Raw genomic sequence first — 12,919 nt, 5'->3', positions numbered from 1 at the left:
GCCCGTCGGCGCACTCGGCAAATCACGGTCGGGTAACGGTTCCTCGCTAGGATGGTTCCGGGAGGCAAGCTTGTCACGGGCCGGTGCGTCGGCAGGACGGCGAAGACCGGCATGGGCATTTGGGGTTTGGGGTGGATAACAAGGTAGAAATACGAGCGAGCCTGCCGGCCGAGGTGGCGCTGGCGGTCAATGCCGAAGACCGGCTGGCCGTGCTGCACGGGCTGGAGATGCTCGATACGGCGGCTGACCCGGATTTCGACCGCATCACCAGCCTTGCCGCGGCCGTGATGCAGGCGCCCACCGCCCTTGTCACACTCGTCGACATCGAGCGGCAATGGTTCAAGTCGTGCTTTGGCCTCGACGAGACCGAAACCGCGACCGGCATCTCTTTCTGCGCCCATGCCATCGCCGCCGGCGACGAGCCCATGGTGGTGACGGACGCAACGACGGACCCGCGCTTCAGAACCAACCCGCTGGTCACCGGCAAACATCATGTGCGCTTTTATGCCGGCGCGCCGATGGTGGTGGCAGGCGCCAGGATCGGCACGCTGTGCGTGCTCGACCGCAAACCGCACGCCTATCCTTCCGGGGCCAAGCTCGACCAGTTGAAGACGCTGGCCGGCCTCGCCGCCAGCCTGTTCACCTTGAAGGACGCCACCCGCAGCGGCGCCATTGCCGAAGCGGCCCTGGCGCGCGAGGAAAAGCGGCGCGCCATCGCGCTCGACGCGGCTTCGCTCGCCAGCTGGGCATGGGACATCCGCACCGACATGATCGAATGCGATGTCCGGCTATCGGAACTGTTCAACCTGCCGCGCTCCACCCGGCTGCGAGCGCGCGACATCCTGACCGCCATCGACCCGCGCGATGTCTACCAGACCGAAACCCGCTTTCGCGATGCCCTGTCCGGCAGCGACGACTATTTCGGCGAATACCGGGTGAAGGGCTTTCATCCGCCGCGCTGGGTGGCCACGCGCGGCCGCGTCATCGAGCGCGACGGCGATGGCAAGCCGACGCTGATCTTCGGCGTCAACTACGACATCTCCGAACGCAAGCTCGGCGAGGAGCGGCAGCGGCTTCTGCTGCGCGAGCTTAACCATCGCGTCAAGAACACGCTGGCGACCGTCCAGGCGCTGGCGACGCAGACCGTGCGTCATGCCCGCCAGCCCAGCGAATTCCTCGATGCCTTCGGCGCCCGGCTTCAGGCGCTGGGCATCGCCCACAACCTTTTGTCCGACCGCGAGTGGCGCGGCATCGGCATCCGCGAACTCGTCCAGATCGAGATCAGGCCGTTCGACACCGCCGACCAGCCGCGTATCACGGTCTCCGGCGCCGATCTCTTGCTGTCGCCGGACCAGGCCGTCGGGCTCGGGCTTATCCTGCACGAACTGGCCAACAACGCGCTGCAACATGGATCGCTGTCGATTGCATCGGGCAAGGTCGATCTCGGCTGGAAGACACAAGGCAGGAAGGGCAACCGCCGCCTGGTGCTGACTTGGCGCGAAAGCGGCGGCCCTGCAGTCGCCCCGCCGGAGCGCCACGGCTTCGGCTCGATCCTCATCCGCCGCAGCCTGGCCAAGGTCATTTCAAGCGAAGTGACCCATGAATTCCGGCCGGAAGGCGTGTTCGCCGAAATATCGATGCCGCTGGAAGATCTGTCCAAGTGACGGATCTTTGATCCCAGGCCGGGGCGTTATTTCCCCTCCCCATCATCCGGATCGTCGGGCTTCACGTTCTCGCGGTAGATGGCATAGGCGGCGAGCGCCAGGGCCGGCCCTAGAATGACACCGAGGCCACCTTTTCCCTTGAGCAAGGTCGGCAGCACGGCGAGGGCGGCCGTGATGCCGATCGCCTTCATGTCAGCACTGCGCCGCCTTGCCTCGCGGCGGGCACGGGCGCCCGACATCAAACGATGGACCAGGAGAACGAGCCCGGCGATCACCAGAAAACCGACACCGAAGCCAAGCGCGGCGGCGAACGATCCATAGCGGACGGCGGCCCAGATATAGCCTGCCCCGACCAGGAAGCCGAGACCGCACAATGCCGCCAAAGCGGCAATCGCATAGACGATGGCCGCCGTACGTGCGCGACGTATGGCGGCCACGGTTTCACCCGAGGCGAAACCCGAGAGCAGGGATGCCAACAGTCCCATTTGGGGAACTAGCGACGTGCGAGCAGCGCGAAGAGGAAGCCGACGCCGGCGGCGATCGCCAGCGACGTCACCGGCTTCTCGCGGACATTTGCCAGCAACTGCGCCTCGATGTCCTTGGCACTGCCGCGCAGGCTGTCGAAGGCCGCTTCGCCCTGCGCGCGCAATTGCTCAACGCCCTCGGTGGCCGCGCGGCGGGCAGTGCCATAGCCGTGTTCGCCGGTTTTGGCCAACTGCTTGGTGAGCTTGTCGATATCCGCCTTCAACTGCCTGATGTCGGCTTCGAGGTCCGAATTCGCCCGCGCCTCGTTGGCGCTCTTTCCTGCGGCGGTTGCCATTGCTTAACTCCTTGTGATTGCTCGATTTCAAACGCGCCTTGCGCCTCAAGGTTCCGGCATTGGGACAAACTAGAGCAACTCTAGGAAAAGTGTGAAACGGTTTTCCGTCCGGAGTTGCGTCAAAACATAGAGATAGAGCAGTTCGCTATTTCCGTGAAACAGTGAACTGCTCTAGCCGAAAACGTGCGCATGCGCACCAATCGCCAATCCATGGCCAGAAACGCGTCTCAGATCAGCGGGCGACGCCCCTCGCCCAGCCCTTCCCAGCCGGCGAGTTGCTTGAGCCCTTCCGCATCGACCACCTCGCAACCACCATCGCGCCAGAGAATCAGCTTGCGATCCATCAGCTTGCGGATCGTCTTGTTGGTGTGAACCAGCGAAAGGCCGAGCGTGTCGGCGATATGTTGTTGCGTGATCGGAATCTGGATGGATTGCTTGCCGTTCAGCCCCACGACCTTGGCACGGCTGCCGATGAAGGCAATCAGATAGGCGGCGCGCTCGATCGCGCTGCGGCGGCCGACACTGAGCAGGTTCTCGTCCAGCATGCGTTCCTCGCGTGACGCGATCCAGGTGATGTCGTAGGCGAGACCAGGATGGTTGCGGTAGAGTTCATGCAGACTGTCGCGCTCGAAGACGCAAAGCAGCATTGGCGACAGGGCCTCGACGGAATGCTGCATTTCCCCCATGACGCTGCCTTGCAGGCCGATGAGATCGCCGGGCATGAGATAGTTGAGGATCTGCCGGCGACCGTCCGGCAACAGCTTGTAACGGAACGCCCAGCCGGTCAGTACCGTGTAGAGATGAGCGCTGTGGCTTCCTTCCACGATGACCGTGGCGCCCTTGTCGACCGCCAGTTCCCCTTTCTTGAAGGTACTGATGAAGGCCAACTCCTGCTTTTCGAACTCGCGGAAAACCGGCAATGGCCGCAAAGGGCACTTCTCGCAAGGATATTGTCGACTGGATAGGGAGCGCCCATTCTGGCCTGGCATTTCGACCCCTCTTCGAAAGCCTGCCGGTCAGCAGGTATGTCTAAAACGTTTTGCCAGGATCGGAGTTCCGCGCTAGGGCCATGTCTTTTTTAAATGACAGCGCGCCGAATTGCGATCATGACTCCCGGCGTTTCAAGGAGCCACTACCGTGCCCAATTTGCTTGACGGATTGCGAATTCTCGTCCTCGAGGACGAATTCCTCATCGCCATGGATGTCGAGCAGCTCTGCCGCGACCACGGCGCCGGCGAGGTGGTGGTTGCCCGCGACCTGGCCGAGATCGATGGCCGAAAGGTGGCAACGCAATTCGACGCGGCCATCGTCGATCTGATGCTGGGCGGCACCTCGACGCTCGAATTCGCCGCCGGCCTGCGTGAGACAGGCGTGCCTTTCGTGTTTGCCTCCGGCTATTCCGATGCGGACGAGATCAAGGCATCCTTTCCAGGGGTGAAGCTCGTCACCAAGCCTTATTCGGGCGAAGATCTCGTCGAAGCGGTGGCGCTGGCCTATGGACGCGGATCTCCGGGGTGAGATCGATCCGGGTCCGCTACCCGGATCTCACGTCAATGCGCCGCAGTCCCCGTGACCTGGGCCGAGATCGCATCGGGACCGTATTCGTCCTCGCCGGAAATCTTGAGAATCTCCTGCAGGCGCGTGCGCGCCCTGCTGACGCGGCTCTTGATCGTTCCGACCGCGCAACCGCAGATTTCAGCGGCCTCCTCATAAGAAAAGCCCGATGCGCCGATGAGGATGATGGCCTCGCGCTGATCTTCCGGCAACTGCTCGAGAGCGCCACGAAAGTCCTTGAGATCGAGTTGGCCGTGCTGGGCCGGATGCACCGCGAGCCTGGCCGTCATGATGCCGTCGCTGTCCTGCACTTCGCGGCCGCGTTTGCGCATTTGCGAATAGAATTCATTGCGCAGGATGGTGAAAAGCCATGCCTTGAGGTTGGTGCCGGGCTGGAAGCTCTCATGCTTGTCCCAGGCCTTGACCAGCGTTTCCTGAACGAGGTCGTCGGCCTTGTCGGCATTCTGCGTCAACGACACGGCAAAGGCCCGCAAGCTCGGGATTGCCCCAAGCAGATCGGTCTTGAAGCCTTGGGAGACCGCTGGCATGGCTCAGTCCTTCTTCTGTGCGGGTTCGGCCTGTTCCAGCTGGCTGAGCAGCTGGGCAAAGCGATCCGGCACATCGTCAGAGACCAGCTCGTCATAATATTGTTTGAGTTTGCGCCCGATTTCGGAGTTGGCCCCGAGCGGGTCACCGACGCCGTTCCGGCGCCTGCCCTCGGCGCCAGCCAAAATATCTTTCGTCATATCCTTCATTTCGCCCTTATATTCCCAGCACTAGGCCGCTCATACTCAACTCGACACAAGGCAAGCGGCTCCCTCGTCTGGTTGCCCATCCCGACCGCAAAACGCCGTTATCGGCTTTTCGTTCCATATCGGCCGGAACTTTTTGAGAAAACCCGCGTTGTATTAGTGGGGCTTGCAATCAGCTTGACCTGCAATCCGGGCAATCGCGTCATACTGAGGGAGACGTCTTATCATGAGTTTATCCGCTACCATCGCACCGCACCTGCCGTTCCTGCGCCGCTTCTCGCGCGCCGTCTCGGGATCGCAAGAGAGCGGCGACGCGCTGGTCGCTGCGATGCTTGAGGCCATCATCGCCGATGTCGACATCTTCCCCGATGCATCGAGCGACCGTATCGCTCTGTACAAGGTCTTCGCCAAACTTTTCACGTCCGTCGCCATCCGCGTGCCGCAGGAGCAGGCCCAATCGGCGTGGGAACAGCGCGCCGCCGCCAATCTCAACGCCATCGCGCCCCTTCCGCGCCAGGCCTTCCTGCTGGTTGCCGTCGAGGGTTTCAGCGAGGACGAGGCAGCCGAGATCCTCGACGTCGGCGACCAGCAATTCTCCGAGCTGCTTGCCCAGGCAAGCAACGAGATTTCCCGCCAGGTGGCGACCGATGTGCTCATCATCGAGGACGAACCGCTGATCGCCATGGACATAGAGGAGATGGTCGAGAGCCTCGGCCATCGTGTCGTTGGAACCGCGCGCACGCACGCCGAAGCGGTGACGATGTTCGGCAAGACGCGGCCGAAGATGGTGCTGGCCGACATCCAGCTCGCCGACGGCAGTTCGGGCATCGAGGCGGTCAACGAGATCCTTTCGTCAACCTCTGTGCCGGTGATCTTCATCACTGCCTTTCCCGAACGCCTCCTGACCGGCGAACGCCCCGAACCGGCCTTCCTGGTGACCAAGCCGTTCAATCCCGACATGGTCAAGGCACTGATCAGCCAGGCGCTGTTCTTCGATCGTCAGGCGAAGGCCGCCGCATAAGTCGCTGCTTTCCAGCCGGGAAAGCCAAACCCAAAGGCCGCCCGATGCGAATGCGTCGGGCGGTTTTTTTGCCAAACCGGACCCATCCGTCGCGAATTTCGAGGCGCTTTGCCTCGAGCAGTTCACCGTGTCAGGGAAACGTCGAGCTGATCTAAGTTGTTGTTTTGACGCAATTCCCAAAGGAACGCGCTACGCGCTTTCCCGGGAAAATCGTTCACACTTTTCCTGGAGTTGCTCTAACGGTTTGCAAGCATCGCCTTTTTCGGCAAAGGGTGGAACAAACCGCACCCACCCACGTTTTCCCTGCAGCATTCGGAAGGAGATGAACCATGCTTTACTGGGCGCTCGTATTTCTCGTTGTGGCGATTATCGCCGGCGCGCTTGGTTTCGGCGGCATCGCCGGTACATCCGCCGGCATAGCGCAGATATTGTTCTTCATCTTTCTCGCCTTCCTGGTCATTTCGCTCCTGGCCGGCCTGTTTAGACGGGCGTGAGGCGAACGCTTCTCCGAGCGAACACTGGAAGCCGCACCCCTCAAACGGTTTCCAGCCACCGCCGGGCGGTATCCTTCAAAGGAGACCGTCCGGCGGACCGTTTTTGGGGGGATGGCTCCTCGGAAACTTCATTTGGGAACCCATTTCATAGTGAGCCGTTCAGCGTGAGTTGGGTGGACAGATCGACCGATGCGTTCCAGGACTGCAGATAAGACGGAAGACGCACGGAGCGACGAAGTTATCGCCATGCATCCGGCCGAAAGTGGCATGCAGCTTGGCCGGGCTCTTCTTCACGCACTGCACAATGCCGGCATTTCCGTCCTCTATCAGGATCGCGACATGAAAACGGTCTGGGCCCGCAACATGCGCGCGCCCTGGATTTCAGACAACTCCGACGGCAATGGCATCCTGCCTATGGCGCAGGCCGACCGCATCAGCACCGCCAAGCGCGAAGTGGTCGCCACCGGCAACCCGGAGCGCCTTGAGATCAGTGTTCCTGTCGAAAACGGCGTACGCTGGTTCCAGGTCTGGGTCGATGCCGACCGCGGCGACGCCGGCGACGTGCAAGGAGTCGTCACCACCATGGTCGAGACGACCGAGCAGAAGCGGCGCGAACAGACGCTGACGACGCTGCTGCGCGAGGTCAGCCACCGCTCGAAGAATCTGCTGGCGATCATCCAGAGCATCGCGACGCAGACCGGTCGCTATTCCGACGGCATCGGCGACTTCCTCACGCGCTTTCGCGGCCGGCTGCAGTCGCTCTCCTCCTCCCAGGATCTGGTGACATCCTCCAACTGGCGAGGTGCGGCCCTTCATGAATTGGTGACGAGCCAGGTCGGCCGCTATGGCACGAACACATCGCATAGCCTTCGCCTCCGGGGCGCCAACCCCTATCTCAATCCCAATGCCGCGCTGCATATCGGCCTGGCGATGCATGAACTCGCCGTCAACTCGGTCAGCTACGGCGCCCTGTCCCGGCCGGATGGATTCGTCGAAGTGACCGCCAATCTCGACATCATCGCCCCTGGCGAGGTCACACTCTCGCTGACATGGGCCGAAGCGATAGGAACCAATGGCGGCCGAGGGAGCCAAAAGCGTTTCGGCAGCGTCGCGCTGGAGCGGGTGGTGCCGGCATCCCTGAGCGGAACCGCAAGCCTCGACATCGCGGACGGCCGCCTTGAATACCGTCTTGTCGTCCCACACAGCAATTTCGAGACGCAGTGAACGACTAGAGCGTGATGTCTGGACAAAGGGAGACCGTTTGCCCAGAGATCTTGCGCTATCTCTTTGATTTAGAGGCGGATTCAGATTTCAGGTCGATCCGACCAGAAATCATCCGGCTCTGGCCGCAATCAACGATCCTTAACCGGCTGTTCACCATAAGGGCGGATGCTGTTTTTCCCAGATGCCGCTGCAATCCGCTGGGTTGCGGCACGGTGTGGGAGGAATGCTTGGCGGTCGCCGACATGAACAGACTGGAACAGGCTGCCCGTGTTTCGATGGGCGAATTCCAGGATCACGAAGCATCCGCGGAACCGCTTAGCTCGCCGCATCACACATTGCTGTGGGGCATCGTCCTGGCGGCGGCCTCGACAATTCTCCTCATCGCTATGTTCCAGCTGACCTGACCGAATCCCCTGCTGGCAACAGTGCGCGCTGTTAACCGGTTCAGCGCCGGCATTATTCGCATGTCACCCCGACCGCTCAGGAACTTTTGGCCGATACGGGCCGTTGTTGAGGCGAGAGGACATGTCGCCATGGAACACATCGCTGCATTGTTGCTTGTCATCGGCTGCAGCAACTCGATGACCGATTGTCGTGAGCTGCAGGTGCCGGTGAGCATTTTCGAAACCGCCGACGAATGCACCGCCGAACGACCGTTTGCCATGGGCGACGTGCAGGGGCAGGCGCAGCACATCGTCGCCAGATGTCTCGCTGTCGATCCAGCACTTGAGGATGACTACGACCAGGTCGTCTGGAAGGTGCTTCCCGACGGCAGCCTCGACGCCTCTCTTGCCATTTCCAGCCTTGTCATGGCATCGAATGCGGCGCGCCCAGAAAAAGACTATCTTAGCCAAGAATAAATTCGCGCAGCAAAGGCCGTCATTTCATGCTAAATGGCTGCTGGAGCTTACCAAAGTGTGGACACAAAGTGAGGAGTGACTCTATGCGGAAGATGATTATTGCCATGGTTGCGGTTGCCGCTCTCAGCGGCTGCACCTCGACCGAGCAGGACGTGGTTGGCGGCGGCTTGATTGGCGCCGGTATCGGCGGTCTGGTCGGCGGCGGCAAGGGCGCGCTGATCGGTGCAGCTGTCGGTGCCGGGTCCGGCCTGCTGGTGCGCAACCTGCGCAATGGTTATTGCCAGTATCGCGATCATCGCGGCCGGATCTACACGGCCCGCTGCAACTGATTCGGCGATAGTTGAAACTTCGATCCGGAGGCCGGTTCGCCGGCCTCCGGATTTTGCACGTATGGGCGTGCCATTTGCTGTCGGCCTGAATATTCGTCTCAGCCTGTCAGCGGAATTTTGATTTCCACCTTCAGACCGTCGGCCTGAAAATCGCGCTTGATCGTGCCGCGCAGTTCGCGCGTGACGTTGAGGTCGATCAGCTTGGTGCCGAATCCGGTCTCGGCCGGCGCCTCGACTTTTTTCTTCCCGGCCTCCCGCCAGTTCAGCGCCAGTGTCCGCTCCCGCCCGCGCCCTTCCACAGACCACTCGACCTTGAGCGCCCAGTCGCTCCTGAGCGAATTGGCGGAATTGCCGGCTTCGCCATATTTCAGCGCATTGGTCGCCAGCTCATGGAAGGTCAAGCCAAGCGCCTGCGTCGTGGTCTCGTCGAGCAGCACCTCCGGTCCCGACAACAACCCCTCGGGCAGGTCTTTGCCGAACACCTGGCCAAGCTCGATGCGCAGGAGGTCGGCGAGATCGGCCTTCTGCCAGCGCGAGCGCGTCAGCATGTCCTGGGAGGCTGCCATCGCCTGCAGCCTGGCCGAAAAAGACGCCGAAAACTCGTTGACGTCGGTCGCCCGCGACGCCGTCTGCCGCGCGATCGCCAGCACCCGGGTGATCGAATTCTTGATGCGATGCTTCATCTCCTGCAGCATCAGGTCCTTTTCGAGCAGGCTCTTTTCGGTCGTCTCGTGCAGGCGCGAGGCCGCCTCATAGGCGCGCTCCTGATAGCGCGCCACCAGCGCGATGGCGCCCGCCGCGAGCAGGCCGAACAGCCCCAGCATCACAGGGATGGCGCGCGAAGACGGCTGCGAGAAGGCGCTGGTCGGCCGGAACAGCACCGTCCACGGGCGGCCGGCCACAGTGAGCTTGCGGGTGACCAGCAGCCGGTCGCCAAAGGCGGAGGCCGGCGGCGTCTCCGACCGGAACAAGAGATTGTCGCCGTTCACCGCACCGTCATAGATCTCGGTGTTGACCGGCAGCAGCGGCGCGCGGCTGAGCGCGATCTGGAACAGGTCCCGCGCCCGGAAGGCCGCATAAAGAAAGCCCGCGGTCGAGGATCGCGATGCGTTGATGACCTCCGGCGCGGTTTCGACGTTGAGCCGCACGAAAACCAGGAAGCCGGGGAAGGTCTGTGTCGCGCCTGTGCCCTGGCCCAGTTGCACCAGTCCGCTCGCGTGCTGCTTGTCGTCGGCCATCGCCTGCTCGATCGCCGCGCGCCGCACTCGTTCGCTGAACATGTCGTAGCCGATGCCCGTCTGGTTGGACGGATCCAGCGGCTCGAAGAGCATGATGGGCGTGCGCCAGGGCTGCGTCGTCTCCGGATAGATCGGATGGCTGGCGCCGAAATCGTGCAGGATGTCTCGTTCGGCCGCCGCCTCATCCCCCGTCTTGACGAGCCTGAGGAATCCGATGCCCCGCAGGCCGGCGAAATTGTTGTCGATGTCCAGCGCGTTGAAAAACGCCTTGAACTCGCTGTGGGAGATATCTCCATTGCGGGCGTCGAACAGGGCCTGTGTCGACCGCAGCAGCGACAAATGCAGATCGATACGGCTCTCGATCCGGTTGAGCGCGTCGTCGGCCGCCGCTTCGAACTTGATGCGGGAGGCTTCCTGCGTCGCGAAATAGGCGAACCCCGCCATGGTCATGCTGATCAGCGCTACGGCGATGAACGCAACGATTGGAAAAAGTTTCTTCAACGGATGATGCGGTCCATGAGCAATACCGGACCTTTATGGGCAAGTCGTCAGGCCAACACAATGGCAAGGCCAAGCCATCGCGATCACTGGCATATCACGTGAGCGGCAACCGGCCATGCCGATCAGCGCATTTCGGGCGGTCGGCAGGCCTCAGGCGGCGATCTTCAGCGCGCCCGGCCCCGGGATGGCGCCCGGAGGACATTTGCCCAGGATGATCATGCCGAGCACTTCGTCCTGGGTAACATCGGTGGTGCGCGCGGTGCCGACGACCTGGCCGTTCTTCATCACGCAGACCCGGTCGGCCAGCTCGAAGACGTCGTGGATGTCATGGCTGATCAGGAAGATGCCGATACCATCGGATTTTAGCTGTTTGACCAGTTCGCCGACCTGCGCCGTCTCCTGCGGACCAAGGGCTGCCGTCGGCTCGTCCATGATCAGGATGCGGGCGTTGAACAGGATCGCGCGCGCGATCGCCACCGACTGGCGCTGGCCGCCCGACAGCTTGATCACCGGCTCCTTGAAGCGCTGGAAGCGCGGATTGAGCCGGCCCATCACCTTGCGGGCCTCGGCCTCCATGGCAACGTCGTCGAGCGTGCCCCAGCCGGTCATCAGCTCGCGGCCGAGGAACAGATTGGCGGCGGCGTCGACGTTGTCGGCCAAGGCGAGCGTCTGGTAGATGGTCTCGATGCCGTATTTCTTGGCGTCGCGCGGGTTGGAGATCGAAGCCTCCTCGCCATTGACGAATATCTGGCCGGCATCGCGCTTGTAGGCGCCTGACAGGATCTTGATCAGCGTCGATTTGCCGGCGCCGTTATGGCCGAGCAGCGCCACGACCTCGCCGGGGAAAAGATCGATCGAGGCATCGTCGACGGCGCGGATGCCGCCAAAGGCGATCGAGATGTTGCGCATGTCGATCAGCGGCGTGCCAGGGGCCGCAGTTGTGGGGGCAGTTGCGGGAGCGATTTTGTCGGCCATGATCGTTTCTCCCCTAAACCCGCTTGCGATAGACGGTGTCGAGCCACACCGCGATGACCAGCACGGCGCCGACGACAATGCTCTGCAGCGGCGAGTCGATGCCGAGCAGCACCATGCCCGACTGCAATGACTGCATCAGAAGCGCGCCCAGCATGGCGCCCATCACGGTGCCGGAACCGCCGGCGAGCGACGTGCCGCCGATTACGGCGGCGGCGATGACCAGAAGCTCGTCCAGCGTGCCCAGCGCATTGGTCGACGCGTTGAGCCGGGCCGACGAGATCGCCGCGCTGACCGCCGCCAGCACGCCCATGATCATGAACACCTTCATGGTCACCCAGCGGGTGTTGATGCCGGCTAGTTCGGCCGCCTCCGGATTGCCGCCAATAGCGAAGACGTAGCGGCCGAAACGCGTGCGCTTGGTGATGAAGGTCATGATGATGCCGACGGCCACCGCCATCAGCACCGGTATGGCAATGCCATGCGCGATGTACAGCCCGCCTTCGGGAACGGTAATGCCGTTCTGCTGGGCATACTGGCGCACGATGCCGATCGGCCATGGATAGGAATTGGCGATCCAGACGGCGCCAAGGATAGCGGCGCAGGCAACCACGCCAAGCAAGGTCTCGGCCCAGACAGGGCGCAGCGGAAAGTGGAACCGCTTGCGCTGCGACCTGCCATTGAGCAGCATGAAGGCGACCGCCACGCAGGCGACGACACCGACGATCCAGCTGGCGGTGGCGCCGATCGAGCCGCGTGGTCCGCCGCCCATCAGCTGGAAAGTCGTGTCGAGCGGCGCGACCGTGCGCCCGCTGGTGATCAGCCATGCCATGCCGCGCCAGACCAGCAGGCCGCCCAGCGTCACGATGAAGGCCGGAACCTCCATATAGGCGATGATGAAGCCCTGGAACGCGCCGATCAGGAGACCAAGCGCCACGCCAGCCGCCAGCGCGATGATCCAGAGCCAGGGGTTTCCAAGCTGGAAACCGACGACGCGGATGAGGAAGTCAGCCTGCGCCACGCCCATGATCATGCCGATCACGCCTTCGACGGATCCAACCGAGAGGTCGATGTTGCGCATGACGATGACCAGCACCATGCCGGTCGCCATGATCGCGACCGACGAGGTCTGCACCGACAGGTTCCACAGATTGCGCGGTGTCAGGAAAAGCCCGCCCGACAGGATATGGATGCCGACCCAGATGACCAGCAGTGCACCGACCATGCCGAGCATGCGCGTATCGAGCTCGGTAGCCTTGAGGAACCGTCCGACGGCGCTGAGTTCGGATGCACGCGCCTTGTCCGCTGTAGTGCTGCCGACCGGTTGAGTAGAGGTCGTGTCGGTCATGCTATCCTCCCACCGGTTTACCGTCTGGCGCGGGTACCGAACATGGATGCTATTTGCTTTCCGCGGTCATTTGAAGCGGGAAGCCCCTTGAGAAACGCCGCGGCTTTTGGGCCGCGGCGTCGATATCGAACGGTATTGCGCC

The 12,919-nt window shown here is 62.4% G+C and carries 16 protein-coding genes; 8 read left to right on the top strand and 8 right to left on the bottom strand.

Annotation, left to right across the window (positions count from 1 at the left end):
• The first annotated feature begins 131 nt into the window (after positions 1-131).
• A complete protein-coding gene (locus AB4Z43_RS25880; RefSeq protein ID WP_038650088.1) occupies positions 132-1,664 on the top strand; it encodes a sensor histidine kinase in 1,533 nt (510 codons plus the stop codon).
• Positions 1,665-1,690: 26 nt separating this feature from the next.
• Here AB4Z43_RS25880 and AB4Z43_RS25875 read toward each other — a convergent pair whose 3' ends face one another.
• From AB4Z43_RS25875 to AB4Z43_RS25865, 3 genes are all read right to left on the bottom strand, one after another.
• A complete protein-coding gene (locus AB4Z43_RS25875; protein WP_019861588.1) occupies positions 1,691-2,149 on the bottom strand; it encodes a hypothetical protein in 459 nt (152 codons plus the stop codon).
• Positions 2,150-2,157: 8 nt separating this feature from the next.
• Positions 2,158-2,484 carry a DUF883 family protein gene (locus tag AB4Z43_RS25870; protein ID WP_019861589.1) on the bottom strand — a complete coding sequence of 109 codons (327 nt, stop codon included), beginning with the start codon at positions 2,482-2,484 and terminating at the stop codon, positions 2,158-2,160.
• Between the two features lie 227 nt (positions 2,485-2,711).
• The gene (locus AB4Z43_RS25865; RefSeq protein WP_038650091.1) at positions 2,712-3,473 is read right to left on the bottom strand and encodes a Crp/Fnr family transcriptional regulator; all 762 of its coding nucleotides are present in this window, start codon (positions 3,471-3,473) and stop codon (positions 2,712-2,714) included.
• A 208-nt stretch (positions 3,474-3,681) separates the two neighbouring features.
• Between AB4Z43_RS25865 and AB4Z43_RS25860 the strand changes: the two genes are divergently transcribed.
• Positions 3,682-4,002, top strand: a complete 321-nt coding sequence (locus tag AB4Z43_RS25860) for a response regulator (RefSeq protein WP_051112925.1) — start codon at positions 3,682-3,684, stop codon at positions 4,000-4,002.
• Between the two features lie 32 nt (positions 4,003-4,034).
• On the opposite strand, the gene AB4Z43_RS25855 is transcribed toward AB4Z43_RS25860, so the two are convergent.
• Both AB4Z43_RS25855 and AB4Z43_RS25850 read right to left on the bottom strand, forming a co-directional pair.
• Positions 4,035-4,586, bottom strand: a complete 552-nt coding sequence (locus tag AB4Z43_RS25855) for a sigma-70 family RNA polymerase sigma factor (protein ID WP_019861593.1) — start codon at positions 4,584-4,586, stop codon at positions 4,035-4,037.
• Between the two features lie 3 nt (positions 4,587-4,589).
• Complete coding sequence (locus AB4Z43_RS25850) at positions 4,590-4,793, bottom strand: NepR family anti-sigma factor (protein WP_019861594.1); 204 nt, start codon at positions 4,791-4,793, stop codon at positions 4,590-4,592.
• A 223-nt stretch (positions 4,794-5,016) separates the two neighbouring features.
• Between AB4Z43_RS25850 and AB4Z43_RS25845 the strand changes: the two genes are divergently transcribed.
• From AB4Z43_RS25845 to AB4Z43_RS25820, 6 genes are all read left to right on the top strand, one after another.
• Positions 5,017-5,811 carry a response regulator gene (locus AB4Z43_RS25845; RefSeq protein WP_010911885.1) on the top strand — a complete coding sequence of 265 codons (795 nt, stop codon included), beginning with the start codon at positions 5,017-5,019 and terminating at the stop codon, positions 5,809-5,811.
• A gap of 329 nt (positions 5,812-6,140) precedes the next feature.
• Positions 6,141-6,305: a DUF1328 domain-containing protein gene (locus AB4Z43_RS25840; RefSeq protein ID WP_010911886.1), complete on the top strand. Its 165-nt coding sequence runs from the start codon at positions 6,141-6,143 to the stop codon at positions 6,303-6,305.
• 189 nt (positions 6,306-6,494) lie between these two features.
• Positions 6,495-7,529 (top strand): sensor histidine kinase, encoded by a 1,035-nt coding sequence (locus AB4Z43_RS25835; RefSeq protein WP_441939453.1) that lies wholly within the window; start codon positions 6,495-6,497, stop codon positions 7,527-7,529.
• A gap of 50 nt (positions 7,530-7,579) precedes the next feature.
• Positions 7,580-7,933, top strand: a complete 354-nt coding sequence (locus AB4Z43_RS25830; protein ID WP_167470419.1) for a hypothetical protein — start codon at positions 7,580-7,582, stop codon at positions 7,931-7,933.
• A gap of 129 nt (positions 7,934-8,062) precedes the next feature.
• Positions 8,063-8,389 carry a hypothetical protein gene (locus tag AB4Z43_RS25825; protein WP_027047471.1) on the top strand — a complete coding sequence of 109 codons (327 nt, stop codon included), beginning with the start codon at positions 8,063-8,065 and terminating at the stop codon, positions 8,387-8,389.
• 83 nt (positions 8,390-8,472) lie between these two features.
• Positions 8,473-8,718 (top strand): YMGG-like glycine zipper-containing protein, encoded by a 246-nt coding sequence (locus AB4Z43_RS25820; protein ID WP_019861598.1) that lies wholly within the window; start codon positions 8,473-8,475, stop codon positions 8,716-8,718.
• Positions 8,719-8,816: 98 nt separating this feature from the next.
• On the opposite strand, the gene AB4Z43_RS25815 is transcribed toward AB4Z43_RS25820, so the two are convergent.
• From AB4Z43_RS25815 to AB4Z43_RS25805, 3 genes are all read right to left on the bottom strand, one after another.
• Positions 8,817-10,457 (bottom strand): CHASE domain-containing protein, encoded by a 1,641-nt coding sequence (locus AB4Z43_RS25815; protein ID WP_441939450.1) that lies wholly within the window; start codon positions 10,455-10,457, stop codon positions 8,817-8,819.
• Between the two features lie 150 nt (positions 10,458-10,607).
• Positions 10,608-11,432 carry an ATP-binding cassette domain-containing protein gene (locus AB4Z43_RS25810; RefSeq protein ID WP_019861600.1) on the bottom strand — a complete coding sequence of 275 codons (825 nt, stop codon included), beginning with the start codon at positions 11,430-11,432 and terminating at the stop codon, positions 10,608-10,610.
• A 13-nt stretch (positions 11,433-11,445) separates the two neighbouring features.
• Positions 11,446-12,777: a sugar ABC transporter permease gene (locus AB4Z43_RS25805; RefSeq protein ID WP_441939448.1), complete on the bottom strand. Its 1,332-nt coding sequence runs from the start codon at positions 12,775-12,777 to the stop codon at positions 11,446-11,448.
• Between the last annotated feature and the right edge of the window lie 142 nt (positions 12,778-12,919).

The organism is Mesorhizobium sp. 2RAF45 (assembly GCF_052115225.1).
Classification (GTDB): Bacteria; Pseudomonadota; Alphaproteobacteria; order Rhizobiales; family Rhizobiaceae; genus Mesorhizobium; species Mesorhizobium jarvisii.
The sequence above is the reverse complement of the archived record's forward strand: the minus strand, read 5'-3'. Positions and strand labels throughout refer to the sequence as shown.

Coding starts and splice junctions, on each gene's coding strand:
- AB4Z43_RS25820 (WP_019861598.1), top strand. CDS start 8,473: ATGCGGAAGATGATTATTGCCATGGTTGCGGTTGCCGCTCTCAGCGGC.
- AB4Z43_RS25845 (WP_010911885.1), top strand. CDS start 5,017: ATGAGTTTATCCGCTACCATCGCACCGCACCTGCCGTTCCTGCGCCGC.
- AB4Z43_RS25865 (WP_038650091.1), bottom strand. CDS start 3,473: ATGCCAGGCCAGAATGGGCGCTCCCTATCCAGTCGACAATATCCTTGC.
- AB4Z43_RS25835 (WP_441939453.1), top strand. CDS start 6,495: ATGCGTTCCAGGACTGCAGATAAGACGGAAGACGCACGGAGCGACGAA.
- AB4Z43_RS25805 (WP_441939448.1), bottom strand. CDS start 12,777: ATGACCGACACGACCTCTACTCAACCGGTCGGCAGCACTACAGCGGAC.
- AB4Z43_RS25825 (WP_027047471.1), top strand. CDS start 8,063: ATGGAACACATCGCTGCATTGTTGCTTGTCATCGGCTGCAGCAACTCG.
- AB4Z43_RS25870 (WP_019861589.1), bottom strand. CDS start 2,484: ATGGCAACCGCCGCAGGAAAGAGCGCCAACGAGGCGCGGGCGAATTCG.
- AB4Z43_RS25855 (WP_019861593.1), bottom strand. CDS start 4,586: ATGCCAGCGGTCTCCCAAGGCTTCAAGACCGATCTGCTTGGGGCAATC.
- AB4Z43_RS25860 (WP_051112925.1), top strand. CDS start 3,682: ATGGATGTCGAGCAGCTCTGCCGCGACCACGGCGCCGGCGAGGTGGTG.
- AB4Z43_RS25875 (WP_019861588.1), bottom strand. CDS start 2,149: ATGGGACTGTTGGCATCCCTGCTCTCGGGTTTCGCCTCGGGTGAAACC.
- AB4Z43_RS25840 (WP_010911886.1), top strand. CDS start 6,141: ATGCTTTACTGGGCGCTCGTATTTCTCGTTGTGGCGATTATCGCCGGC.
- AB4Z43_RS25850 (WP_019861594.1), bottom strand. CDS start 4,793: ATGAAGGATATGACGAAAGATATTTTGGCTGGCGCCGAGGGCAGGCGC.
- AB4Z43_RS25810 (WP_019861600.1), bottom strand. CDS start 11,432: ATGGCCGACAAAATCGCTCCCGCAACTGCCCCCACAACTGCGGCCCCT.